Origin of the sequence: Enterobacter sp. JBIWA005 (assembly GCF_019968805.1) — a bacterium.
Classification (GTDB): Bacteria; Pseudomonadota; Gammaproteobacteria; order Enterobacterales; family Enterobacteriaceae; genus Enterobacter; species Enterobacter vonholyi.
In genome coordinates this window covers 1,615,833-1,638,704 of record NZ_CP074159.1, presented here as the reverse complement: position 1 = coordinate 1,638,704, position 22,872 = coordinate 1,615,833, and the positions used below count along the sequence as shown (strand labels likewise).

Below are 22,872 nucleotides of genomic sequence, written 5' to 3'. Positions count from 1 at the left end.
TTAATTAAGGCATTAATGATTCGCTCTCCACCCGGGTTGCGATCGTTTTGCCTTTAACAGAGGAGTCTGCAGTATGGCATTCGTAACCACGAAAGACGGCGTCAACATTTACTACAAAGACTGGGGCCCCAAAGAGGCCCAGCCCATTGTCTTCCACCACGGTTGGCCGTTGAGTGCCGATGACTGGGATAACCAGATGCTCTTCTTCCTTGCTGAAGGCTATCGCGTTATCGCTATCGATCGCCGCGGTCACGGGCGTTCGGACCAGGTGAGTGAAGGACACGATATGGATCATTATGCGGCCGATGCGTCAGCCGTGGTTGAAAGCCTGGATCTGCGTAATGCCGTGCACGTCGGTCACTCCACCGGCGGCGGCCAGGTCGCCCGCTATGTTGCCCGGTACGGCCAACCGCAGGGGCGCGTTGCCAAAGCGGTGCTCGTCAGCTCTGTTCCGCCTCTCATGGTCAAAACGGAGACTAACCCCGGCGGAACGCCGATCGAGGTTTTCGATGGCTTCCGCAAAGCGCTGGCGGCTAACCGCGCCCAGTTTTACCTCGACGTCGCCAGCGGTCCTTTCTATGGTTTTAACCGTGAGGGAGCCGAGATTTCACAGGGTACGATTCAGAACTGGTGGCGTCAGGGCATGATCGGCAGCGCCAAGGCCCACTATGAGGGGATTAAGGCGTTTTCTGAAACCGATCAGACGGAAGATTTAAAAACCATCACGGTTCCCGTTCTGGTGATGCAGGGCGACGACGATCAGGTCGTGCCGTATAAGAATGCCGCCCTGCTGCAGGACAAGCTGCTGGCGAACAGCGTGCTGAAAATTTATCCGGGGTTCCCGCACGGGATGCATACCACCCATGCGGATACTATCAACGCGGACATTCTGGCTTTCATTCGCTCATAACGCTGCGTTTCTTGCCGGGTGGCGCTGCGCTTACCCGGCCTACATTCCGCCACAATATTCAGTTTAATGCATGAACGCCACCCGAGGGTGGCGTTGTCTATTCCGCTTAGCGATTATCCAGCTGGGCGCGAACGTTGTTCAGCCCGGTAGTGTTGATGCGGTAAGGCTGCCCGTTCACGGATCGGATCAGCTTTTTAGAGCGGAGTTTTTTGAAGACGTTCAGCGTGCAGTCGCTCAGCACCAGCCCTTCACGGGTGTAGCACTCAACGGACGTGACGCGGCCGGAACTGTCGCGGACGTGCACAATACGCCCACCTTTGGCGAGAACGTGTAAGGTACGTTGTTCCTGACGGGATAAATTCATACTGGAAAACCTGTGTAATCATCATGCGTAAAAACGAGCCCACACCCGCAGGTGCGTGCGTAAGGTTTAAGCGCAGCGATAACCAGTCCGTCCTGAAAAGGTCGGGAAACTGATTATCTGATGAAAACATTCTCCAGCATCAAAGCCTCGATGAGAGATGAAAAGGTATTTACGGGGTGAATAATAGCGCCTGATTTTTGCGGGGAAATAACGGGGTCTTGAAAGTGTGAGGCGGATCGGCCAATCCAAAACAAAAACCCCAGGTTCACGAGTAACCTGGGGTTTATATCTGGCGGAAGCGCAGAGATTCGAACTCTGGAACCCTTTCGGGTCGCCGGTTTTCAAGACCGGTGCCTTCAACCGCTCGGCCACACTTCCTAAGTGAGGCGAACTATAAACACCTCACCGCGTGCTGTAAAGAGTGGCTGCACTCGTTCGCTGTAAAAATAGTCAAAACGTGTTTAATCGGTTGAACTGACGACACATCGACGATTTTATCAGCACAGTCTCCCGCGCTCAGGCTTAGTGTTTTTTGATGTACATATCTTTGGTGTAATAGTACCCCAGCTTATCCGGCGTAAACCCACCCACCCACGGTTTCACCAGGTGCGTGCGAACGTAGTGATAAACCGGAATGGCCGGCACATCACGACCCAGAAGATCTTCCGCCTGCTGGTAGAACTTACCCCGCTCTTCCGTTGTTTTGGCTTTTGCGGCATTCACCAGCGCCTGGTCGTATTCCGGATTGCTGTACTGGCTGGTGTTTTCGCTGTCGCCGGTGCGGAAGGTGTTCAGGAAGGTCGCCGCATCGTCGTAATCGGCAATCCACGCGTACCGCACCGCGTCAAAGTTGTGGGTGTGCATGGTATCCAGCATGGTTTTCCACTCCTGATTTTGCAGCTTCGCCTCCACGCCGAGGTTCTTTTTCCACATGGAACTGGCCGCAATCGCGATACGCTGGTGCGATTCAGAGGTGTTATAGAGCAGGTTGAAGCTCAGAGGGTGGCTTTCGTTGTACCCGGCCTCGTTGAGCAGTTTTTTCGCCTCAGCGATGCGCTTGTCCTGCGGCCAGCTGGCGTAGTCCGGGTTCTGAAGCTTAACGCCGCCGATATCCGGCTGGCTGATGAGCCACGCCGGGCGCTGCCCCTGCCCTAACACTTTCCCGGCAATGATGTCTTTATCGAGCGCCATGTTCAGCGCCTTGCGCACCCGGGCGTCGTTGAACGGCGGTCGGGTGGTATTGAATTCGTAGTAATAGGTCGCCAGCTGCGGAGAGACATCCAGCTGGCTGCCCAGAGTCTTCTTAAGCTGGGCAAACTGGTTGATCGGCACCGTGTACACGATATCAATTTCACCCGCTTTATAGCGGTTCACATCCGCGGCTTCGGAGGTGATAGGCAGATACGTCACCTTGTTGATCACGGTATGAGCATTATCCCAGTAGCGCGGGTTGCGCTCCGCCACAATGCGTTCGTTGACCACCCACTGTGAAAGCTTATACGCCCCACTGGTGACGATATGTTCAGGCTTGGTCCACTTGTCGCCAAAGCGGCCAATCAGCACTTTATCCACAGGCACCAGTGACGGGTGCGCCAGCATTGCCAGGAATGCCGCATTAGGCTGAGTCAATGTCACTTCCAGCGTGGTGTCGTTAATGGCTTTCACGCCCAGCGTATCGGGGGCTTTTTTCCCCTGAGCGATATCCGCACCATTTACGATGTGCATGTTGCCTGGATAGCTGGCATACGGTGAAGCGGTTTTAGGATCAACCAGACGCTGCCAGCTCCAGACCACATCTTCCGCGGTGATGGCAGTTCCGTCGCTCCAGGTGATGCCCGGGCGCAGATGGAACGTCCAGACGGTGTTGTCCTTGTTCTCCCATTTTTCCGCCAGTCGGGGCTGAACTTCACCCGACGGGGAAACGCTGACCAGCCCGTCGAATAAATCACTGATAATATTGAATTCGACGTCGCTTTCGACTTTATGCGGGTCGAGCGAAGCGGGCTCATTACCGTTGTTCCTGACCAGTTCCTGCTTATCGGCCAGCTGCGTTCCTGCCGGCACGTTAGCCGCCCAGGTAGCCGTGCTGGCGCACAGGATCCCTGCGGTAAGTAAAGAGAGCGTAAAGCGCGTGCGTGTTTGTGGTTTCATTTCCTTCGCCTTATTGTCTGTTTTTGTGACGATCCGGAAATAACTCTTAGCGGCCTTATGGTAATAACGCAATAATTTTCAGTAACCTATAAGAGGTTGATCTGATTAATCGCGTCAAACCGCTGTTCATACTGGTGAAATGTATTTATGCAGAAGAAACAACCAGCTCCAGCGCTAACCTGCTGAGTAAAGATGGGTAAAACCACTTTGAGACTGGCGCCCCGTTTCCTATTCTTTCCGTTAATTACATCTGTCATAAGAGAGTGACTCATGGATCGTATAATTACTTCCTCACGCGACCGCACATCGCTACTCAGCACCCACAAGGTGCTGCGCAATACCTATTTCATGCTCAGCCTTACGCTGGCGTTTTCGGCGATCACCGCCACCGCCAGCACCGTGCTGATGCTGCCGTCTCCGGGGCTGATCCTGACGCTGGTGGGTATGTATGGTCTGATGTTCCTGACCTACAAAACCGCTGACAAACCGGTCGGTATTCTGTCGGCCTTTGCCTTCACCGGCTTCCTGGGCTACATCCTGGGACCGATGCTGAACGCGTATCTGTCTGCCGGTATGGGCGACCTTATCGGCATGGCGCTGGGCGGTACCGCGCTGGTATTCTTCTGCTGCTCGGCCTACGTGCTGACCACCCGTAAGGACATGTCCTTCCTCGGCGGTATGCTGATGGCGGGTGTTGTTGTGGTGCTGGTGGGCATGGTGGCTAACATCTTCCTGCAGCTGCCTGCCCTGCACCTGGCGATCAGCGCCGTGTTTATTCTGATTTCTTCCGGCGCGATCCTGTTTGAAACCAGCAACATCATTCGCGGCGGTGAGACGAACTATATCCGCGCCACCGTCAGCCTTTACGTGTCGCTGTACAACATCTTCGTCAGCCTGTTGAGCATCCTGGGCTTCGCCAGCCGCGATTAAGCACAACGGATATTAAAAAGGAGAATGCCTCTGGCATTCTCCTTTTTTTATGCCCTACTCACCCCGGCAAATATAGGTGGGGTAACGCCGGTCCTGAATCAGCCACACGGATGGCGAGAGTTCAGAGATCGTGAGGTAATAACGTGCGGTAGGACTGGCAAAGCTCCCCCACTGTGCGTCAGGCGTATTGTCATTGTGCCGACGCCAGGTTTCGGTGTAGCTCAATACAATGACCTTATCGTCGTCCCGCTGCTGCCAGGTAAAGTCCACGTCCCTGTCAACGATCATATTTTGCCCGTCAGCCCTTGCCGCGCCTTTATAGGTAGTTACCCCTGTACCATCCCGGTGAAAATAGAACTGAGCAACGGTATTGACCTTTACTTCGCTGGCTTTTCCCTCATTGCGCGTGAAGTTAAATTCAGTGCTGCAGGCCAGCACATCCTTTTTAAACACACAGCCGGAATAGTAAAATAGCGCCAGGGCACTGCCGACCAATGCGCCACCCAGCCCAAAAAGAAGTTTTATTTTCATTTTTGTGCCCCACTTTTATAACGGATGGTTTTGCACAGGCTGGATTTACTGACCGGGCAAGCGCCAATGAACACCTCATCTGCAGTGGCAATAGCAAAACGGGCGCTGAAATAATAAATGTCGTATTCCTCACGTTCGCACGCCACGTTATTGGCCGTCAGCCGCTCCGCTAATTTCGATAACACCAGCGGTCTTCCGTGATCGTTGATAATCCAGATGCTGCAACGCGCGATTTTCTCCTTAACCGGCATGAGTTTCGCCGGGACGAATATCCCCTGCTGTCGGCTAAAGCAGAAGCTCGCTCCCAATACAGCGACAATCAATACGGCAGGAATCCCCCACCTTTTCAGGGAAGCGGGTCGCCGCTTTTCCTGTTGCGGTGCAGACGGAGGCTGCGGCTCGGCGGTTTGAATATTCTCTCCAGGCTGAAAAATCACATCGGCCTCAAAGCGAAACCCATAACGGGGCACGGTTACGATAAATTCATACCTCTCTCCCAGCGCCTGGAAGCTTTTCCGTAATTCGCTCACCGCTTTATTGAGATTATTTCCCGATGGCGTAAAGCCAAACTCCTCCCACACGCGGGTAATCAATTCCTCCCGACTCAGGTCGTGCCCTTTGTGTTTAATAAATTCCTGTAAGAGGCGAACGGCGGGTGCCGAAAGCGTTAATACAGATTCCGGTTGTCCAACAAGACTTATTGCATGTGCTTCAGGATCAAATAACAACGAATTATTGCATATAAAAAACATCTTTTATTCTCGGCTGTTACCGCATGCTTTTTAATCCCTGGTACATCGACATGAAAATCGCCTCCCGATCTGCTTATTTTTTCATCAGAAGGAATTTTCTCTCCATCCCTGGTCGCGGTATTTTCGCTTAACTATACAACCTTAAAGCCAGAAAAGCAGGATAAAAAACTGTATGTAACGAGTTAATTAATACAAATTTTCACAAACCGCTGTTCTGGTTAAAGTTTCCCTGCCCTGAAGCGATACGTTAGCAGAGGGTGTCCCGTTGTGAATGCTCCGGGAATGAACTCAACGCAGGCGGACCGAAAGTGAAACAGAAAAAAAATGTGAATAAGACAACTGCCTTTTATATCGCTGCGCTGTCACTGCCATTTTTCTCAGAAATGGCACTCGCCAATATGAGCGTGTATCCCATGGAACTTAACGTGGATAAGTCCGGTGCGGCGCAAATTAAGGTGGCGTCAAAAACGGATGATATTCAGTTCATTCGGGTGAGGCAAAAGAAAATTCTTAATCCCGGCACGGCCCAGGAAAAAGAGATTGATGTGGCCTCGTGGAAAGAAGGCGGTGTTGTTGTCACACCGGAAAAATTCGCCCTTGCGGCAGGTGCAATGCGAGTGGTTCGTCTGGTATCGCTTACGCCCCCGGAAAAAGAGACGACCTGGCGCGTCTATTTTGAAGGAGTAAAGCAGCCTGACAGCATTATTCCGGGCAAGGCAGAAAGCCCTGCGGCGACGGCAAGACTGGGCGTCAATGTGATCTGGGGCGCCCTGATCCATCTCGCACCGGAAAAAAGTGTGGTTTCACTGACGATAGACCCTCGCAGGGGCACGTTAAAAAACAACGGCACGTTGCGCGTGCCGCTGAGAGAGATCGGTATTTGTAACGCAGATTCGTCGTGTAAATGGGTTAAAGAAGACGCGACGATTTATCCGGACACCGAACGGAAATTAAAAACGCTCACAAAGACACAAGGCCAGAAATATAAATTCCGCTACTTCAACTGGGTGAATAAAACCGCTGAAGAAGCTGATTTACCCGTCGTGCAATAACACGACGTCACCGTAAAGACCCCAAAGGGTTTGTTTAAAGAGCCAGGGTGCTCATTTGTAAATATGGAGATATCAATGCGTAAGTACTTTAAACCTCTAATGATTGTTGCCGCGATGACCACGTCCGTTAGCGCGCTGGCGATTCAAAAAGATATTACCGTCAACGCCAGCGTTGATTCACAGCTGGATATGACCCAGGCCGATAACACGCCGCTGCCGGCAAGCATCGATATGCAGTACCTGCCTGGCCGCGGTCTGGAAAGCTATCGTCTGAATACCAAGGTGTGGTCTAACTCCGCCACCAGCAACGTGAAAGTCCGTCTGGTGAGCGCCGCGAAGCTGGCGAATGCCGACGGCGCTGAGACCATCCCAATGACGGTGAAGCTGGGCGATAAAACCCTCTCTACCGCAGATGTTGAATACACCGGTACCGAACTGTTCCCGGGAAGCATCGAAAACGGTTCAGCGGTACTTCCGCTGACCATTTCCCAGACCACCAAAGGCATTCTGAAAACCGGTCAGTACAGCGGCGTTGTCAGCCTGATGCTGACGCAGGCGACTACCACGGAAGGCGGTGCGTAACACCACAGCACCTAAGGAATAACGTCAGAGGGTGCCCACCCTCTGACGTCAGGATGATGTCGAGGCTCGTTCATGGCGTTTCACAGAAATACCCTCCTCTTTGTTGCTTTGTTACCCGCTTCCATCCAACTCGCCTGCGCCGGGATGGCCGTCCCGGCAGGTTTTGAAGATCTGGCGAAAACGCAGCGCCTGTGGACAGAGGTCAACCTCTACGGCGAGTCGCTTGGACTTTTTGAAACGGATATCACCCTTGAAACGGTGAGCTTTGTCGCACCTGAAACCGTGGTTGCGGCCATCAAACGACGGTTCAATGACGCCCCTGCACTCGTTGCCACCGTGTCTGCCGCGCTGGCCGTTCCGCTTGCCCGTAACGGCAACCTGGCCTGCAGCAGCAACGGCTCCGCAGCAGGCTGCGATTACATTGATACCGACCGCGCGGCCATTATCTATGACGAGAATAACGCCCGCATTAGCCTGTTTTTGGACAAGAAATTTCTGCCTAAAGCCATCGCGGAAAATCAGTGGTATCAGCCCACGCAGGACACTGAAAATGCGCTGATCCATCAGCAGAACATTAACTTCGTTGCCGACAGGGATTATCAGTCGGCTACCGTGCAGGGCAACGGCGCGCTGGCGCTCACGCAGGACGGCTATGTTAATCTCGACTGGACCTGGCTGGGACAGCGTTCACGGCGTCAGCAGCAGCAGGAGATAACCGTCAACAACGCCTGGTTCCGCCAGGATATCTTGCGTCAGTACTATGTCCAGCTAGGCGAGATGGATACCCGCGATCTGTTCAGTAATGCTGGCGGAAATATTAACCTCAGCCAGCTGCCGCTGGGCAAAATTCGCGGCCTGCGCATGGGATCGACAAGGGCGTGGATAAATCCGGTTCAGCAGTCGAAGGGAACCCCTGTTACCGTGCTACTTTCCCATGACGCGCGTATCGACGCCCGCCGGGGCAATCAGCTTCTGGCGAGCTTTTATCTGAATGCCGGGGCGCAAACCCTGGACACGCGATCGTTCCCGGACGGGAGCTACACCGTGACGCTCTCCATCTATGAAAATAACCGGCTGACGCGCACCGAGCAGGTGCCGTTTACCCGAACCGGCATTACGCCATTCGACCGCGTCGAGTGGTTCCTGCAGGCGGGCGAAACCGACAACAGCGAACAAAACGAAGAACGCCGTGCGGTTGCGCAGGCGGGCGTACGCCTGCCCCTGACCCCGTCGCTGGCGCTAACCAGCGGCGCAACGTTCAAGAAAAACCAGCGTTTCCTGGAAAATGCGATCGACTGGAGCCGGGGCTTCAACGCGGGCCCGATCGATGGCGTGCTGAGTACCCGGTTTAGCTACCTTTACGGCAGCGAAGGCCAGCGAGGCAATATCCAGCAAATCAGCTACAACGACGGTTTTTCACTTAGCCTCTATCGCAACGCGCTATCAGCGGAAAACTGCAACACCCGAAGTACAGGGTTTGATGCCGTGAACGGCTGTTATCGCACCCTCTCGGTGATGTTCTCCGTCCCGGTCGGCGCCTGGTATGCGAGCCTGGGGTATTCGGATAACCGCAACGAAGGACGGTACGTTTCACGTCGGGAGCTCCCGGACAGCGACGATCGCCACGATGCGGGTTTGCCGTGGGAATCAGTCTACATGACCCGCTCGCGTACGCGGGCCTGGCAGGGTGGCCTGAGCAAGGCCTTCAGCACCCATGGTCTGAACATTAACAGCAGCATTAACCTGTTCATGCGTAACGATGACTCACGCGAAGGCAGGGATAAAGGCGGCTACCTGAGCGTGAGCCTGTCCATGACGCATAACCGTCAGGGCGATGCATCAAGCTACACCTCTCTGGGCGCGACATGGCAGCACCAGCAACGTGAAAAAAACCAGCTGAGCTACAGCGTGGCGCATAACTGGTATGCCGATGCCCGCGGCGAAAATGAGTACGGCCTTAGCGCGTCGGGCATTAACAGCGACTCGCTGAATACCTCAGCCTATACGCGCCAGGGCGGGCGATATGGCAACGGCAGTCTTACCGTCAGCGACGCCTGGGATCGTCAGGATCGGCGCCATACGCTGAGCAGCAGCGGCAACTACAGCTCGACCCTTGCGCTGTCGCGTTCTGGCCTGTGGCTGGGCCGCTGGAGCGACGGTCGCCCTGCTTCCGCCGTCGCGGTGAACGTGACCACGCCGGAAGATGCTCAGGATCCGCGCGTGGCCGTGTCGCTGGATAACGGCGGCAGCGCAGATATTCCGGGCAATAGCCGCGCCCTCTTCGCGGTGCCGGGCTATCAGCAGACAACGTTGACGGTTAACGAATCGCTGGATGTCTCACGAGGAGCCAGCAGTGAAATCACGCAAGGATCGGGCAGCAGAACGCTGTTTATGGTGCCTGGCAAACTGCTGCGCCGGGACGTGCAAACCACCGCAAGCTACACCTGGCTCGGCCAGTTAACCGACGAGCGTCATTCGCCGTTTATCGGCGGCGTGCCGCTGAACGTGAACGGCTGGAGCGACCTTGGCAACGGCGGGTTTAGCGCCCAAAGCGACGCCCTGCTGCATAACCTCTACCTGGTGCGTCAGCAGCAGTTTTATCAGTGTGCGCTGAACGTGAAGAGTATGCGCGACGTGGTGCGTTATGTCGGGTCGATCCCCTGTAAGGAGTTAACCTTCTCCGCCCTGCCGGATGCCGTCCAGCAGCAGGCACAGCTGATGCTGGCCGGACGGTCGGTTCCTGCTGGCCCGACTGCCATGAACACCGATAGCCTCACTAAAGGGAAATGATGTGATTAAGTGCCTCTTTATTTTACTGTTCATAAGCCTGTGGGCCAGCCAGACGCTGGCAGGCTCTCCCGCGGGACGAAACACCAGCGTAGGGATCAGCTTCGATCGCACCGCGCCGCCCGCGCGTTTTGACATCTGGTTTCATGAATCGGGCGGCTTTGACGCCGCAGATCCGCAAAAGTGGGGACGCAATACCCTGACCTGTCAGTCCCGTACCGATACCACGAACGGCGCCTGCATGAACTCACCGGTCTGGTTCTCGGCAAACCCGGCCGCGCCCTATGCCATCAATTTACGTTTCACGCATACCCTCACCGGCAAGACGGCGGATATCAAGGTGTATGGCGATCACTACATGTTTATCAACAACAAAGTGTTTACCTTTGCCAGCTTCGTGACAGGGGGAACGGCCACCATCGCTGACTGGAACAGAGAGCCTTATTTCGATTTCTATATCGTGAAAAGCGAACTGGATAAGCTCGCCCTGCCGGGGATCTGGACCGCCACGCTGAAGCAGAACCTGCGTCAGTGGGGAAGCGCCGACTGCGGCGGCAACTTCAATGACGTAAATGTCGGTTGTCCTGGCTATCTCACCATCGCCAAATGGCAGGCAAATATTCGCATTGAGGTGGTCGACCCGGGAAACCAGCAGATATATCTGCCAGCCTTTCCGCACTCAACGCCCATCGTTAACCTCAACCTGACCAACTTCCCGGGGCGACCGGGAGGCAGTGAGATCCAGGGTGAGAACTCGCTGGATATGTGCCTGTACGACGGCAATAACAGTACCAGCACCCGCGCCTACCTTCGGTTTGAGGACGACGGACTTACGTCAGCGGGCCGTGCAGATGGCGCGTTTTCTATCAGGCGACGTGGCGGTAGCCAGACCGATGCGCGGGATCGTCTCGATTATCGGGTCTCCGTCACCAATCCAATAACAGGCGCAACCGAAACCGTCTCGAACGGTAAAACCCTTGTCTGGCAAGGCACAAACGATCCGCAGTATCTGCGTAAGGTCGTGCTGCCCGGCGGACGCGAGAGCGTACTGTGCATTCCTGCACCGATTATCCTGAAAACCCCCGCGTTTGCTGCCAGCAGCAAAAACGCGGGCGACTACACCGGCACGCTGCGCGTTATCTATACGCCCAGCACGTTATAACGAGGTCACCGTGAGTTACGCCATTCTCGACAACAATCGATTTTACGCCGAAGGGTTGCGCTATGCGCTGCTGCGTCGGGGCGTCCAGCCAGAGGTCATAAGCGATACCGTACAATGGCAGCCAACTCTGCTTTCCCGCCGCGTGGTTGTCGTACGCTGTCGTTTTTCCGTTGCGGGTACGCATCAGGCACTGATTAACATTTTACTCAGACTGGAAGCCGCCCGCTGGCAAGGCAGCCTTTATCTGGTCTGCAATGAAAAAGGGTGGGCGCTGGCGACGCATTTACGCAAGCGTTTCGGTACGCTAACGCTTTATATCATCGACGACAGGATCGCCGTTGCCGATGCGGCGTATTTGCTGGCAAAAGAGCCCCGTCGCGTTCGAAGTCTTGACTGCTGTCTTACCGGCCTTGAATTCAACGTGCTCGATCTGATGCTTACCGGGTTGCCGGTACGCCACATTGCCATCATGACGCGTATGTCTGAGAAACAGGTTTCGACCCATAAATGCAACGCGCTGAAAAAGCTTAATGCCAATAATCTGCTGCAGCTCCTCCTGTAGGGCACGGTTTATCCTGCGGCCTCTTTTTTGCTACACTGTCGCCGGTTTTTTCACACACGACAGAAAATTATGTTCATTTTTGCAGGCCAGGAAATTGAGACCGATAGCGAAGGCTATCTGAAAGATACGACGATCTGGAGCGAACCGCTGGCGGAGAAAATTGCGGAAAACGAAGGGATAACCCTCTCTCCAGAACACTGGGAAGTGGTGCGTTTTGTTCGCGAGTTCTATCTTGAATTCAACACCTCTCCGGCCATCCGCATGCTGGTCAAGGCGATGGCCAATAAGTTCGGTGAAGAGAAAGGCAACAGCCGCTATCTGTATCGTCTGTTCCCGAAAGGCCCGGCAAAACAGGCCACCAAAATTGCTGGCCTGCCTAAGCCGGTGAAGTGCATTTAATACCGAATACCGAAGTTTACGTATTCGCGCCCCGGTTGATGGGGTTCAGTTAAGACCTTATCAACCCGCGCGCTGCGCGGCCCACCCGCTTTCAGCCACGCCACCAGCTTGTCGACCTGCTCCGCTTCGCCGCAGGCGACCACTTCGACGCTTCCGTCGTCCATGTTGCGCGCGTATCCCGTTAGCCCAAGCTCAACCGCTTCGCGCTGGGTGCTGTAGCGGAACCCGACGCCCTGAACAACGCCGTGAACCCAGGCAATAGTGCAGACTTTAGACATTCTTCTTCTCCTTAACGTAGCGTTTTCGGTAAGCAGCCATAGTGTTGCCGGAAACGGGCAGTGAAACGAGAGCTGGAAAGATATCCACATTGTAATGCGATTTCGCCGATCGGTAATCGTGTTGACTGTAGCTGTGACAAAGCCACGGCCATCCTCACCTCCTCCACAATCTGGCGAAAACTCTGCGACTCTTCACGCAACCGCCTGCGCAGCGTCGGCACGCTTAATGCGAGACGGCTGGCAACGTCCTGCGCGGTCCAGTCTCTGGCGGGCGACAGCATAATGAACTGCCGCACCTGCTCGGTCAGGTTACTGTTTCGCTCAACAAGCAGCGGACCCGCCACGCCATCATGTAGCAAGGCCAGCAACAGACCGAAGGCCTGATGCTTTTGTAGCGCTTCCGGTAACTCCTGACGCACGGCGTGCAGCAGGTTGTCCCACATAAATGCCAGCCCCTCGCTCAGCGGAGCACAGAGCGAATGCAGCGTCGTGCGCGGCCAGGATTTCAGGTAATGCGCTTTAAACTCGGCAACAATTTCCGGCGATAACATTAGCAAATCCGAGTGAAACAGCCCGTTTACAGGCTGATTAATAATTTCCATCGACGTATTGGCAGGGATAATGATGAGCTCATCCCGTGTCGCCTCCAGGCGGTTATCATCCTGAACAATCACCTTACTGCCGTGAGTGATATGACAAATAGCCGGAAAAAAAAGTTTAACCTGGTGCAGGCGATGCATTTTGCTGGCAGTCACTTCACCCGCTGTAAGATGTTTATGTCGAAAATGAAACTCCTGCACCCTGCCATCCTTATCTGCTATAGGTTGCTGTTAACTGAGCCTTTGCCAGAGCGTGACTATTGAGCATAAAACCGACCAGCGCGCCGCTGGCATTTTTATCGGCGGGCAGTTTATCCACGTCCAGCGCCCAGACGGTAATCTGATAGCGGTGAGGCTTATCCCCGGCGGGTGGACATGCGCCGCCGAATCCAGAATAGCCGAAATCATTACGCCCCTGCACAGTGCCGGCAGGTAATTTCTCGCCGTTTGGATTACCGGCATCAGCGGGCAGCGTCATTGTCTTCGCCGGAATATTGGCTACTGTCCAGTGCCACCAGCCGCTGCCGGTAGGTGCATCCGGGTCATATACCGTAACGGCAAAACTTTTCGTACCGGCGGGGGGATTCTTCCATGCCAGCTGTGGTGAGGTATTTCCACCGTGGCAGCCGAACCCCTCAAACACCTGCCGTTGCGCTAACCGTCGTTCGCCGGAAATATCCCGGCTGGTGATACCGAAAGGCGTTGCCGCTAAAACCTGAGAACTCATTGCCGCCAGAGCGGCTATGGCTATTACACTGCGCTTTTTCATGGGTGCTCCCTTTTCTGTACCGGAAGCCCCACTCTAAAGCCAGCTGCAATATCGTAATGTGCCTAAGCGATTTGATTTTGTGCCGAAACGCTCAACGGCATCCGCAGATGATTGCGCCTTGCTGAATGTGGTAATCTACGCGCCATTTCCTGAAATCGACAGAACAGCAAATTATGAGTGTACGTTTAGTGTTAGCCAAAGGGCGCGAGAAATCATTACTGCGCCGTCATCCCTGGGTCTTTTCCGGCGCGGTTGCCCGTATGGAAGGCAAAGCCAGCCTCGGTGAAACCATTGATATCGTTGACCATCAGGGGAAATGGTTAGCGCGAGGCGCTTACTCGCCAGCGTCCCAGATCCGTGCCCGCGTCTGGACCTTCGATAAAGATGAAACCATCGATATCGACTTCTTCGTCCGCCGCCTGCAGCAGGCGCAGCAGTGGCGCGAATGGCTGGCAAAACGCGACGGGCTGGACAGCTACCGCCTGATTGCCGGTGAGTCCGACGGGCTGCCAGGTGTAACCATCGATCGCTTCGGCAACTTCCTGGTGCTGCAACTTCTGAGCGCCGGGGCGGAATACCAGCGTGCCGCGCTGATTAGCGCCCTGCAAACCCTGTTCCCGCAGTGTGCCATTTACGACCGCAGCGATGTGGCGGTGCGCAAAAAAGAGGGCATGGAGCTGACGCAAGGCCCAGTGACAGGCGAACTGCCGCCTGCCCTGCTGCCGATTGAAGAGCACGGCATGAAGCTGCTAGTGGATATTCAGGGCGGGCACAAAACGGGTTATTACCTCGACCAGCGCGACAGTCGTCTGGCTACGCGTCAGTACGTTGCCGACAAACGCGTGCTGAACTGCTTCTCCTATACCGGCGGTTTTGCCGTTTCAGCTCTGATGGGCGGCTGTGCCCAGGTTGTCAGCGTGGACACCTCGCAGGAAGCGCTGGACGTGGCAAAACAGAACGTCGAGCTGAACAAGCTGGATCTGAGCAAAGCGGAATTTGTACGCGATGACGTGTTCAAGCTGCTGCGTAAATATCGCGATCAGGGCGAGAAGTTCGACGTCATCGTGATGGATCCGCCAAAGTTTGTGGAAAACAAAAGCCAGCTGATGGGCGCCTGCCGCGGGTATAAAGATATCAACATGCTGGCCATCCAGCTGCTGAACCCGGGCGGGGTTCTGCTCACGTTCTCTTGCTCCGGCCTGATGACCACAGATTTATTTCAGAAAATCATCGCCGACGCCGCAATAGATGCTGGCCGTGATGTACAATTTATAGAGCAGTTCCGTCAGGCAGCCGATCATCCCGTGATTGCTACCTACCCGGAAGGACTGTATCTGAAAGGGTTTGCCTGTCGCGTCATGTAACTTGAAAAGAGAAATATTGCCCGCACATAACGTGTAAGTCGTATTTCCCGGGAGGTGACTATGATTGCCAGCAAATTCGGTATCGGCCAGCAGGTCCGCCACACTTTGCTCGGGTATTTGGGTGTGGTCGTGGATATCGACCCGGAGTATTCCCTTGATGAACCGTCAGCAGACGAGCTGGCGGTGAACGCAGAGCTTCGCGCCGCGCCCTGGTACCATGTGGTGATGGAAGGTGATGACGGGCAACCCGTCCACACCTACCTTGCCGAAGCGCAGCTGAGTAGCGAGCTGCAGGAAGAGCATCCGGAGCAACCCACTATGGATGAACTTGCTCAGACTATCCGCAAACAGTTACAGGCTCCGCGCCTGCGGAACTAAGCGTGTAAAAAAAGCCCGATGAACGGGCTTTTTTTATTACTTCGCCAGCCCCAGACGGGGGATATCGATCGCCGGACAGCGGTCCATGACGACGTTCAGCCCCGCATCCCGCGCCAGCACCGCAGCCTGCTCGTTAATCACGCCCAGCTGCATCCACAGCGTTTTCGCCCCGACGGCAATAGCGTCCTGCGCCACTTCCCACGCTGCCTCGGAGTTTCGAAAGACATCAACCATATCAATTTTTTCCGGCACGTCAGCGAGCGTGGCATACCCCTGCTGACCCAGTAAGGTTTTTCCCGCCACTTTTGGCGAGACCGGGATGACGTGATAGCCCTGATCGAGAAGGTATTTCATTACCCGATAGCTTGGACGATCGGGTTTATCGCTCGCGCCCACCAGCGCAATGGTACGCGTAGATGTCAGAATCTCGGCAATATCGTTCTCTTTCATGGTTTTTCTCCTGGCTTTTTTAAAAGTGTACGCCAAACCGCACATCTCAACCATCCATCCCATACAGATGCATGAGGGCAAAACGGCGAAATATGTCTATATGTTAGTAAACGTGATTATCGAAAAATTTAGATACATTAATGCGGCGACAGGATTTCTGACGGGAGCCTTTTATGAAAACCGGTATTGCCACGGCTCTGATTGCGTTAGTGATGCCGGTCTGGGTTTTTGCTACCACGCTCCGGCTCTCTACCGACATTGATCTCCTTGTACTGGACGGAAAAAAGGTCTCCAGCTCGTTATTGCGCGGTGCAGACAGCATCGAGTTAGATAACGGGCCTCATCAGCTGGTCTTCCGGGTGGAAAAATCGATCGGGCTTGCGAATCACGAGCAAAGGATGTACATCTCGCCGCCGCTGATCGTCAGCTTTAACACCCGGCAAATCAGTCAGGTGAACATCACTCTGCCTCGCCTTGAAACGGAGAAAGAGTCTGCGGCCTTCGACGCTTCACCCCGCGTTGAACTGCTGGACGGGGATGCGATGCCGATTCCGGTGAAGCTGGATATTCTGGCGCTGACGACCTCACCGAAAGGCCCGGATTACGAGGCAGCGACCCAGACCTATAACAAAGCGGGTAAACGCGCCTCTCTTCCGCAGTTTGCGACCATGATGGCGGACGACAGTACGCTTTTGTCCGGCGTCTCTGAACTGGACGTCATTCCTCCTCAGTCCCAGACACTGACGGAACAGCGCCTTAAATTCTGGTTCCAGCAGGCCGATCCCGACACGCGGGCCCGTTTTTTACAGTGGGCAAAACAACAACCTTCATCATAAACCACATTTTTTACGCCTTTCTCTTGCAGCGTCAGACGGTTCCCGTCATCGTGTAGTCAGTTAACCTGATGGATATGATTATGGAACTGACAACACGCACGCTACCTGAGCGCAAACACATTGCTCTCGTGGCGCACGATCACTGTAAACAAATGCTGCTTAACTGGGTTCGCCGCCATCAGTCTTTGCTGGAAAAACACGCCCTGTCGGCGACCGGTACAACCGGTAACCTGATCCAGCGCGAAACGGGTCTGCAGGTGAATGCGATGCTGAGCGGCCCGATGGGCGGCGATCAGCAGGTCGGCGCGCAGATTTCCGAAGGGAAAATTGATGTGCTGATCTTCTTCTGGGACCCGCTGAACGCGGTTCCGCACGATCCGGATGTCAAAGCGCTGCTGCGCCTGGCGACGGTGTGGAATATTCCAGTGGCGACAAACCTCTCGACGGCGGATTTCATCATCGAATCGCCGCAGTTTAACTCACCGGTAGATATCCTTATTCCGGACTATCAGCGTTATCTTTCAGAGAGATTGAAGTAGCTTTTTTTTGCCGGGTGCGGCTACGCCTTACCCGGCCTACCCATCCTTGCCCGGCGGCGTTATGGCTTCCGCGCCACCGGCACATCTATACTCTTCAAAATATCGACAAACGCGGATGGCTCCTCTTTATTGAACAGCAGCCACACGCGATGGCGCGCGCGGGTCATTGCCACATACAGCAAACGCCGCTCTTCGGCATCCGGGAAATCTTCCGGCTCCGGCAGCAGGGCCTGTTCCATCACCGACTCGCGGGCCGGGGCCGGGAAACCGTCGCTCCCCTCTTTCAGCCCCACCACGATCACATAATCGGCCTGCTGCCCTTTGCTGGCATGAATCGTCATAAATTCAAGCTGCAGTTTCGGCCAGCGGGTGGCGGCTTTTTCCAGCGCCTCAGGTTTAAGGTGATGGTAGCGTGCCAGCACCAGGATACGCTCATCGGGCTTCGCGTAGCCGCTGAGCTTGTCCAGCAGCGGTTCCAGCTGATCGTCCGCCAGCAGGGTCACTGCTTTTTTATCCCCAGGCCGCAGGCTATTGAGCGGTTTTGCCAGCTGATGCGGGTTCTGCTGGATAAAGCGGTTGGCGATTTCACCAATCCGTGAATTGAAGCGGTAGGTCGTATCCAGATCGCTGCGATCGCCTTCGCCAAAATAGTGGTGGAATGCGGTCGTCAGCGAAAGCTGTGCCCCGCTGAAGCGATAGATGGCCTGCCAGTCATCCCCCACCGCAAACAGAGAGGTATGTTTATTTTGTGCCCGCAGCGCCGAGAGCAGAGCCGCACGCTGTGGAGAAATATCCTGGAACTCATCCACCAGAATATGTTTCCACGGGCTGACAAAACGTCCCTTTTCAAGAATGATGATGGCTTGATGGATCAAACCGGAGAAATCGACCGCATTTTCTTCTTTCAATGCTGTTTTCCAGGCCTTCAGCAGCGGCGCCATCAGCTTGACCCGCTTCGAAAACAGCTCGCGGATTGCCTCCGGCGCGCTTTCAATCATCTCAGCCTGCGATCCACCGTGCATTCGCATCAGGCTGACCCAACGGTCAAGTCGCGAACCCAGCCGACGCGCCAGTTTGTCATCCTGCCAGAAGCTGCCCTCAGGCACCTCCCAGTTGAGTTCCTCTTCCAGCCACTGACGCCACCCTTTCGCCTGCGCCTTTTTCTCACTGCACTGCTGGCGCCACGTTTTGATGAACAGCTCCTGACGCGCCTGCGCGTCGTTTTCCAGCTTACTGATGGAAGGCACTTTTTTACTGCCCTGCTGAATAATATGCAGCGCAAGAGCATGGAATGTTCTGGCCGTGATATCCCGGGTGTGCAGGCGCTCCTGGATCCGTTCGTCCATTTCCTGCGCGGCCTTACGGCCAAAGGCCAGAAGCAGAATTTGATCGGCGACCGCTTCCCCGGTCGTCAGCAGCCAGCCGGCACGCGCGACTAGCACCGACGTTTTACCGCTACCGGCTCCCGCCAGCACCAGCAGCGACTGCTCGCCGTTGACCACCGCTCGCGCCTGAGCCGGATTGAGCGGTGAAGATTCCACCGTACTGAAAAAATCGGCGTATTGGGTAAGCATGGCATCCGTCCAGGCCTGGTTATGGGCGAGACGGCTTTTATCCTTATCATTCAGCCAGGCCTGACACTGGCGCCAGGCGTCGCGACAGTTGTCAAACTCGTCGAGACGCGTCACGGAGAGCGGCAGAGCCGAGAGTGCCTGCCGGATCTTTTGCTGCAGCCCGGCAGTCTGCTGACGGGTCAGCCACGCTTGCTGCGCGTTGCTCTGGGCGATATCGTCCAGCACCTGCTGCAGCACCTGGGCGGCAATCACGCTCATATCCTGGCTCCACTGCTGCCAGAGTGCGTTCAGATGATGATGGAAACGCTGGGTTTCCGCCCACTCGGTACCATGAAGGCGCACGACTTTATCGTCAGGCAGAACGAACTCCAGCTCGCCCCACACCAGACCGCGTTTGCAATGAATAGCCAGAAGCTGATTAAACGGAATAAGGTATTCGTGGCGTTCCCCGGAGACTTTCACCCCGGCATTAAGGAGAACAACCCTGTCGTAAGGGTGTTGTGCCAGGCGTTTGCCCAGCGACGTTGCTTTCAGTTCCATGTTCCGCCAAATCCACGAAGAGATAATTTACCTGACAGTTTAACTGCCAGTTTTAAGGTGCTCCAGCCTAAAAAAACGTTACAATCATTGGGCGTTAATTATATCGAAAGGAAGTGAGCGTTTATGCGTACCGTTCTGAATGTGTTGAATTTTGTGCTGGGCGGTTTTGCCACCACCCTTTCCTGGCTTTTTGCCACGCTGGTGAGCATCGTCCTGATTTTCACGCTTCCCCTGACCCGTTCCTGCTGGGAAATCACAAAACTCTCCTTAATCCCCTACGGGAATGAAGCTATCCACGTTGACGAGCTGAATCCGGAGAGCAAAAACGCCCTGCTGAATACGGGCGGAACCCTGCTTAACATTCTGTGGCTGATTTTCTTTGGCTGGTGGCTGTGCATCATGCATATTTTTGCCGGTATTGCACAGTGCATCACGATTATTGGTATTCCTGTGGGGATCGCAAACTTCAAGATCGCCACTATCGCCCTTTGGCCCGTTGGTCGCAGGGTTGTTCCGGTAGAAGTGGCCAGAGCGGCGCGCGAAGCAAACGCTCGTCGTCGTTTTCAGTAAATAAGGACTGGCCGCGTTTATGCTAAGCCCACTGCTTCGCCGTTATACCTGGAACAGCACCTGGCTTTATAACGTCAGGATATTTATCGCGCTTTGCGGCACGGTTGCCCTGCCCTGGTGGCTGAATGATGTCAAGCTCACCATTCCGCTCACGCTGGGGGTGGTGGCCGGGGCGCTGGCGGATCTGGACGACCGTCTGGCCGGGCGTTTACGTAACCTGGTCATTACGCTCGTCTGCTTTTTTATTGCGTCAGCTTCCGTTGAGCTGCTTTTCCCGTGGCCCTGGCTGTTTGCCCTGGGCCTTACGCTCTCAACCAGCGGGTTTATTTTGCTGGGCGGGCTTGGGCAGCGCTATGCCACCATCGCTTTTGGTGCATTGCTGATCGCTATCTACACCATGCTGGGCGTTTCCCTGTACGACCAGTGGTACCAGCAGCCGGTTCTGCTGTTGCTGGGCGCCATCTGGTATAACCTGCTTACGCTAACCGGTCATCTGATTTTCCCGGTTCGCCCGCTGCAGGATAACCTTGCCCGCAGCTTTGAGCAGCTAGCCCGCTATCTGGAACTGAAATCCCGGCTGTTCGACCCGGACATCGAGGAAGAAAGCCAGGCGCCGCTCTACGATCTGGCCCTGGCAAATGGCCAGCTGGTCGCCACCCTTAATCAGACAAAAGCTTCCCTGCTTACCCGTCTGCGCGGCGATCGCGGTCAGCGCGGAACACGACGGACGCTTCACTACTATTTTGCAGCCCAGGACATTCATGAACGCGCCAGCTCCTCGCACGTTCAGTATGCCGCCCTGCGCGAGAAGTTCCGCTACAGCGACGTGATGTTCCGTTTCCAGCGTCTGCTGTCCATGCAATCCCAGGCGTGCCAACAGCTCTCGCACTCCATTCTGCTGCGAACGCCCTATCAGCATGACCCCCGCTTTGAACGCGTATTCAGCCATCTTGATGCGGCACTCGACCGCGTTCGGGCCAGCGGAACGTCACCGGAACACATCAAAGCGCTGGGTTTTCTGCTTAACAACCTGCGTGCGATTGATGCCCAGCTGGCAACCATTGAGTCCGAACAAGCGATGGCGCTGCCAGGCAGTGAGGTGGAAAACCAGCTTGCTGATGACAGCGTACACAGCGTTAGCGATATGTGGCTACGGCTGAGCCGCAACTTTACGCCGGAGTCGGCTCTCTTTCGGCACGCCGTGCGAATGTCGCTGGTGCTGTGCGTGGGGTATGCCTTTATCCAGATTACCGGGCTGCATCACGGCTACTGGATCCTGCTGACCAGCCTGTTTGTCTGCCAGCCGAACTATAATGCCACCCGACATCGTCTTGCGCTGCGTATTATCGGCACGCTGGTTGGCGTCGCGATTGGCCTTCCGGTGCTCTATTTCGTGCCCTCCGTTGAAGGTCAATTGATCCTGATCGTGATCACCGGCGTGTTGTTCTTCGCGTTTCGCAACGTGCAGTACGCCCATGCCACCATGTTCATCACGCTGCTGGTGCTGCTCTGCTTTAACCTGCTGGGTGAAGGGTTTGAAGTCGCCCTGCCCCGAGTGATCGATACGCTGATTGGCTGTGCGATTGCCTGGGCCGCGGTCAGCTTTATCTGGCCGGACTGGCGTTTCCGAAATTTGCCGCGCGTGGTAGACAGGGCGATGAACGCCAACTGTCGATACCTTGACGCAATCCTGGAGCAATATCATCAGGGCCGCGATAACCGCCTGGCTTACCGGATAGCCCGCCGCGACGCGCACAACAGTGATGCGGAACTGGCCTCCGTAGTCTCTAACATGTCGACGGAGCCTCGCGCCACGGCGGATATTCGAGAGACCGCGTTCCGCCTGCTCTGCCTGAACCATACGTTCACCAGCTATATTTCGACGCTGGGTGCTCACCGTGAGAAACTCACCAACTCGGGTATTCTCAACCTGCTTGATGACGCCGTCTGTTATGTCGATGACGCGCTTCATCATCGACCAGCCGATGAGCCGCGCGTTCAACAGGCGCTGGATGAACTGGCTCAACGCATTGCGCATCTAGACCCGGGAAACGACAGTAAAGCACCTCTGGTGCTTCAGCAGATAGGCCTGCTTATCGCTCTGCTGCCTGAAATTTGCCGGCTGCAACAACACATCGCTACCTGGAGGAGTGATTCTCCAGTGGCTCAGTCAACGCATTAAACCACTCCGTGAGCTCCCGGCGAATGTCTGCCGGGAGTGCCGCTTCATGCAGCCCCTCGATAGCCCCTTCCAGCGCGAAGAGAACTTTTATACTCAGCGCTTTGTTTTTTGCCCGCATCTTTAGCCAGCTCGCCCTGGCACCAAGCTCCCGCAACATTTCCTCATTGGTGATGCCAGCTTCAAAGAGCAAGACTTCAAGCTGAAAGGTCAGGTTTGGCAGATCTTTGAGTCGGTTTCGTTGATGGCGCTGATAACGCTCTTTTCTTGCCGCACTGAGTGCAAACGAGGAGAGCTGAAGTAACCGCTCCCTGTCCTGCCATAATCCGTCATCCACACGATAATAGTTGAGCAGCACCGGGCGGCCTCGCTTCATCAACGTCAAAAAAGAGGAGGCATTTTTTACACAGTATTTCGCACTTTCCTCACAGGCGCGAAGATAAAGCTCGCCGTCTGAGACCATGGCAAAAACCGCATCATCCACCGCGAGGGTATAGCCTCCAAACAACGCGCGGTGATGAATCTCACCCAACGGGGAGAGGTATTCCTGAGATTTATAAATCCGTTCATAAGATATCTTTTTCATGATATTTCCCTTCAAAATCATAAAGTAA

Annotated in this window: 24 protein-coding genes and 1 tRNA gene; 14 read left to right on the top strand and 11 right to left on the bottom strand. The window is 55.1% G+C overall.

Features of this window, described 5'->3' with window-relative positions:
- Nucleotides 1-73: 73 nt before the first annotated feature.
- A complete protein-coding gene (locus KGP22_RS07670) occupies nucleotides 74-910 on the top strand; it encodes an alpha/beta hydrolase (RefSeq protein WP_111964524.1) in 837 nt (278 codons plus the stop codon).
- Between the two features lie 106 nt (nucleotides 911-1,016).
- Here the strand turns inward: KGP22_RS07670 and KGP22_RS07665 are convergent, their stop codons facing one another.
- From KGP22_RS07665 to KGP22_RS07655, 3 genes are all read right to left on the bottom strand, one after another.
- Nucleotides 1,017-1,274: a YjhX family toxin gene (locus KGP22_RS07665; RefSeq protein WP_115874665.1), complete on the bottom strand. Its 258-nt coding sequence runs from the start codon at nucleotides 1,272-1,274 to the stop codon at nucleotides 1,017-1,019.
- 290 nt (nucleotides 1,275-1,564) lie between these two features.
- Nucleotides 1,565-1,652: transfer RNA gene (locus KGP22_RS07660), tRNA-Ser, on the bottom strand.
- A 144-nt stretch (nucleotides 1,653-1,796) separates the two neighbouring features.
- Nucleotides 1,797-3,425, bottom strand: a complete 1,629-nt coding sequence (locus KGP22_RS07655) for an ABC transporter substrate-binding protein (RefSeq protein ID WP_133294121.1) — start codon at nucleotides 3,423-3,425, stop codon at nucleotides 1,797-1,799.
- Nucleotides 3,426-3,695: 270 nt separating this feature from the next.
- On the opposite strand from KGP22_RS07655, the gene yccA reads away from it, so the two are divergent.
- Nucleotides 3,696-4,355 carry an FtsH protease modulator YccA gene (gene yccA, locus KGP22_RS07650; RefSeq protein ID WP_023335168.1) on the top strand — a complete coding sequence of 220 codons (660 nt, stop codon included), beginning with the start codon at nucleotides 3,696-3,698 and terminating at the stop codon, nucleotides 4,353-4,355.
- A gap of 54 nt (nucleotides 4,356-4,409) precedes the next feature.
- Here the strand turns inward: yccA and KGP22_RS07645 are convergent, their stop codons facing one another.
- Both KGP22_RS07645 and KGP22_RS07640 read right to left on the bottom strand, forming a co-directional pair.
- Nucleotides 4,410-4,886, bottom strand: coding sequence for a hypothetical protein (locus KGP22_RS07645; protein WP_111964528.1), 477 nt, complete (start codon nucleotides 4,884-4,886; stop codon nucleotides 4,410-4,412).
- Nucleotides 4,883-5,638, bottom strand: coding sequence for a winged helix-turn-helix domain-containing protein (locus KGP22_RS07640; protein WP_223581793.1), 756 nt, complete (start codon nucleotides 5,636-5,638; stop codon nucleotides 4,883-4,885). Before KGP22_RS07640 ends, KGP22_RS07645 begins: the two co-directional genes overlap by 4 nt.
- Nucleotides 5,639-5,946: 308 nt before the next feature.
- Between KGP22_RS07640 and KGP22_RS07635 the strand changes: the two genes are divergently transcribed.
- The 6 genes from KGP22_RS07635 (at nucleotide 5,947) to tusE (ending at nucleotide 12,182) form a co-directional block, all read left to right on the top strand.
- The gene (locus KGP22_RS07635) at nucleotides 5,947-6,690 is read left to right on the top strand and encodes a fimbrial protein (protein WP_111964530.1); all 744 of its coding nucleotides are present in this window, start codon (nucleotides 5,947-5,949) and stop codon (nucleotides 6,688-6,690) included.
- Between the two features lie 75 nt (nucleotides 6,691-6,765).
- Entirely contained in the window at nucleotides 6,766-7,272 is a 507-nt protein-coding gene (locus KGP22_RS07630) for a CS1 type fimbrial major subunit (RefSeq protein WP_021240847.1), read from the top strand.
- Nucleotides 7,273-7,344: 72 nt separating this feature from the next.
- A complete protein-coding gene (locus KGP22_RS07625) occupies nucleotides 7,345-10,062 on the top strand; it encodes a TcfC E-set like domain-containing protein (protein ID WP_223581792.1) in 2,718 nt (905 codons plus the stop codon).
- A gap of 1 nt (nucleotide 10,063) precedes the next feature.
- The gene (locus tag KGP22_RS07620) at nucleotides 10,064-11,221 is read left to right on the top strand and encodes a CfaE/CblD family pilus tip adhesin (RefSeq protein WP_223581791.1); all 1,158 of its coding nucleotides are present in this window, start codon (nucleotides 10,064-10,066) and stop codon (nucleotides 11,219-11,221) included.
- A 10-nt stretch (nucleotides 11,222-11,231) separates the two neighbouring features.
- A complete protein-coding gene (locus tag KGP22_RS07615) occupies nucleotides 11,232-11,783 on the top strand; it encodes a LuxR C-terminal-related transcriptional regulator (protein WP_111964533.1) in 552 nt (183 codons plus the stop codon).
- A 69-nt stretch (nucleotides 11,784-11,852) separates the two neighbouring features.
- On the top strand, nucleotides 11,853-12,182 hold the full coding sequence (gene tusE / locus KGP22_RS07610; RefSeq protein ID WP_111964534.1) for a sulfurtransferase TusE: 330 nt from the start codon (nucleotides 11,853-11,855) through the stop codon (nucleotides 12,180-12,182).
- Here the strand turns inward: tusE and yccX are convergent.
- The 3 genes from yccX to KGP22_RS07595 are packed head-to-tail and all read right to left on the bottom strand — an operon-like array spanning nucleotide 12,179 to nucleotide 13,828.
- The gene (gene yccX / locus KGP22_RS07605) at nucleotides 12,179-12,460 is read right to left on the bottom strand and encodes an acylphosphatase (RefSeq protein WP_029739909.1); all 282 of its coding nucleotides are present in this window, start codon (nucleotides 12,458-12,460) and stop codon (nucleotides 12,179-12,181) included. The two genes, tusE and yccX, sit on opposite strands and share 4 nt — an antisense overlap.
- 11 nt (nucleotides 12,461-12,471) lie before the next feature.
- A complete protein-coding gene (locus KGP22_RS07600; protein ID WP_149366291.1) occupies nucleotides 12,472-13,260 on the bottom strand; it encodes an AraC family transcriptional regulator in 789 nt (262 codons plus the stop codon).
- A 10-nt stretch (nucleotides 13,261-13,270) separates the two neighbouring features.
- Nucleotides 13,271-13,828: a kinase inhibitor gene (locus KGP22_RS07595; RefSeq protein WP_223581790.1), complete on the bottom strand. Its 558-nt coding sequence runs from the start codon at nucleotides 13,826-13,828 to the stop codon at nucleotides 13,271-13,273.
- Between the two features lie 173 nt (nucleotides 13,829-14,001).
- On the opposite strand from KGP22_RS07595, the gene rlmI reads away from it, so the two are divergent.
- Both rlmI and hspQ read left to right on the top strand, forming a co-directional pair.
- Complete coding sequence (gene rlmI / locus KGP22_RS07590; RefSeq protein ID WP_014883260.1) at nucleotides 14,002-15,192, top strand: 23S rRNA (cytosine(1962)-C(5))-methyltransferase RlmI; 1,191 nt, start codon at nucleotides 14,002-14,004, stop codon at nucleotides 15,190-15,192.
- Between the two features lie 60 nt (nucleotides 15,193-15,252).
- A complete protein-coding gene (hspQ, locus tag KGP22_RS07585) occupies nucleotides 15,253-15,570 on the top strand; it encodes a heat shock protein HspQ (RefSeq protein ID WP_008499919.1) in 318 nt (105 codons plus the stop codon).
- Nucleotides 15,571-15,606: 36 nt separating this feature from the next.
- Here hspQ and KGP22_RS07580 read toward each other — a convergent pair whose 3' ends face one another.
- On the bottom strand, nucleotides 15,607-16,020 hold the full coding sequence (locus KGP22_RS07580; protein WP_008499920.1) for a CoA-binding protein: 414 nt from the start codon (nucleotides 16,018-16,020) through the stop codon (nucleotides 15,607-15,609).
- 173 nt (nucleotides 16,021-16,193) lie between these two features.
- On the opposite strand from KGP22_RS07580, the gene KGP22_RS07575 reads away from it, so the two are divergent.
- Complete coding sequence (locus KGP22_RS07575; RefSeq protein ID WP_127730303.1) at nucleotides 16,194-16,856, top strand: DUF2057 family protein; 663 nt, start codon at nucleotides 16,194-16,196, stop codon at nucleotides 16,854-16,856.
- 80 nt (nucleotides 16,857-16,936) lie between these two features.
- Nucleotides 16,937-17,395, top strand: a complete 459-nt coding sequence (gene mgsA / locus KGP22_RS07570; RefSeq protein ID WP_045330803.1) for a methylglyoxal synthase — start codon at nucleotides 16,937-16,939, stop codon at nucleotides 17,393-17,395.
- A gap of 59 nt (nucleotides 17,396-17,454) precedes the next feature.
- On the opposite strand, the gene helD is transcribed toward mgsA, so the two are convergent.
- A complete protein-coding gene (gene helD / locus KGP22_RS07565) occupies nucleotides 17,455-19,509 on the bottom strand; it encodes a DNA helicase IV (RefSeq protein ID WP_111964539.1) in 2,055 nt (684 codons plus the stop codon).
- 123 nt (nucleotides 19,510-19,632) lie between these two features.
- Between helD and KGP22_RS07560 the strand changes: the two genes are divergently transcribed.
- Complete coding sequence (locus KGP22_RS07560) at nucleotides 19,633-20,079, top strand: YccF domain-containing protein (RefSeq protein ID WP_149366288.1); 447 nt, start codon at nucleotides 19,633-19,635, stop codon at nucleotides 20,077-20,079.
- Nucleotides 20,080-20,098: 19 nt separating this feature from the next.
- A complete protein-coding gene (yccS, locus tag KGP22_RS07555; RefSeq protein ID WP_223581789.1) occupies nucleotides 20,099-22,261 on the top strand; it encodes a YccS family putative transporter in 2,163 nt (720 codons plus the stop codon).
- Here yccS and KGP22_RS07550 read toward each other — a convergent pair.
- The gene (locus KGP22_RS07550) at nucleotides 22,218-22,844 is read right to left on the bottom strand and encodes a TfoX/Sxy family DNA transformation protein (protein WP_111964542.1); all 627 of its coding nucleotides are present in this window, start codon (nucleotides 22,842-22,844) and stop codon (nucleotides 22,218-22,220) included. The genes yccS and KGP22_RS07550 overlap by 44 nt on opposite strands.
- Nucleotides 22,845-22,872: the final 28 nt, after the last annotated feature.

Excerpts from the sequence above, each read along its gene's own strand:
- KGP22_RS07670 (WP_111964524.1), top strand. The coding sequence starts at position 74 with ATGGCATTCGTAACCACGAAAGACGGCGTCAACATTTACTACAAAGAC.
- KGP22_RS07665 (WP_115874665.1), bottom strand. The coding sequence starts at position 1,274 with ATGAATTTATCCCGTCAGGAACAACGTACCTTACACGTTCTCGCCAAA.
- KGP22_RS07655 (WP_133294121.1), bottom strand. The coding sequence starts at position 3,425 with ATGAAACCACAAACACGCACGCGCTTTACGCTCTCTTTACTTACCGCA.
- yccA (WP_023335168.1), top strand. The coding sequence starts at position 3,696 with ATGGATCGTATAATTACTTCCTCACGCGACCGCACATCGCTACTCAGC.
- KGP22_RS07645 (WP_111964528.1), bottom strand. The coding sequence starts at position 4,886 with ATGAAAATAAAACTTCTTTTTGGGCTGGGTGGCGCATTGGTCGGCAGT.
- KGP22_RS07640 (WP_223581793.1), bottom strand. The coding sequence starts at position 5,638 with ATGTTTTTTATATGCAATAATTCGTTGTTATTTGATCCTGAAGCACAT.
- KGP22_RS07630 (WP_021240847.1), top strand. The coding sequence starts at position 6,766 with ATGCGTAAGTACTTTAAACCTCTAATGATTGTTGCCGCGATGACCACG.
- KGP22_RS07625 (WP_223581792.1), top strand. The coding sequence starts at position 7,345 with ATGGCGTTTCACAGAAATACCCTCCTCTTTGTTGCTTTGTTACCCGCT.
- tusE (WP_111964534.1), top strand. The coding sequence starts at position 11,853 with ATGTTCATTTTTGCAGGCCAGGAAATTGAGACCGATAGCGAAGGCTAT.
- yccX (WP_029739909.1), bottom strand. The coding sequence starts at position 12,460 with ATGTCTAAAGTCTGCACTATTGCCTGGGTTCACGGCGTTGTTCAGGGC.
- KGP22_RS07595 (WP_223581790.1), bottom strand. The coding sequence starts at position 13,828 with ATGAAAAAGCGCAGTGTAATAGCCATAGCCGCTCTGGCGGCAATGAGT.
- rlmI (WP_014883260.1), top strand. The coding sequence starts at position 14,002 with ATGAGTGTACGTTTAGTGTTAGCCAAAGGGCGCGAGAAATCATTACTG.
- hspQ (WP_008499919.1), top strand. The coding sequence starts at position 15,253 with ATGATTGCCAGCAAATTCGGTATCGGCCAGCAGGTCCGCCACACTTTG.
- KGP22_RS07580 (WP_008499920.1), bottom strand. The coding sequence starts at position 16,020 with ATGAAAGAGAACGATATTGCCGAGATTCTGACATCTACGCGTACCATT.
- KGP22_RS07575 (WP_127730303.1), top strand. The coding sequence starts at position 16,194 with ATGAAAACCGGTATTGCCACGGCTCTGATTGCGTTAGTGATGCCGGTC.
- mgsA (WP_045330803.1), top strand. The coding sequence starts at position 16,937 with ATGGAACTGACAACACGCACGCTACCTGAGCGCAAACACATTGCTCTC.
- helD (WP_111964539.1), bottom strand. The coding sequence starts at position 19,509 with ATGGAACTGAAAGCAACGTCGCTGGGCAAACGCCTGGCACAACACCCT.
- KGP22_RS07560 (WP_149366288.1), top strand. The coding sequence starts at position 19,633 with ATGCGTACCGTTCTGAATGTGTTGAATTTTGTGCTGGGCGGTTTTGCC.
- yccS (WP_223581789.1), top strand. The coding sequence starts at position 20,099 with ATGCTAAGCCCACTGCTTCGCCGTTATACCTGGAACAGCACCTGGCTT.
- KGP22_RS07550 (WP_111964542.1), bottom strand. The coding sequence starts at position 22,844 with ATGAAAAAGATATCTTATGAACGGATTTATAAATCTCAGGAATACCTC.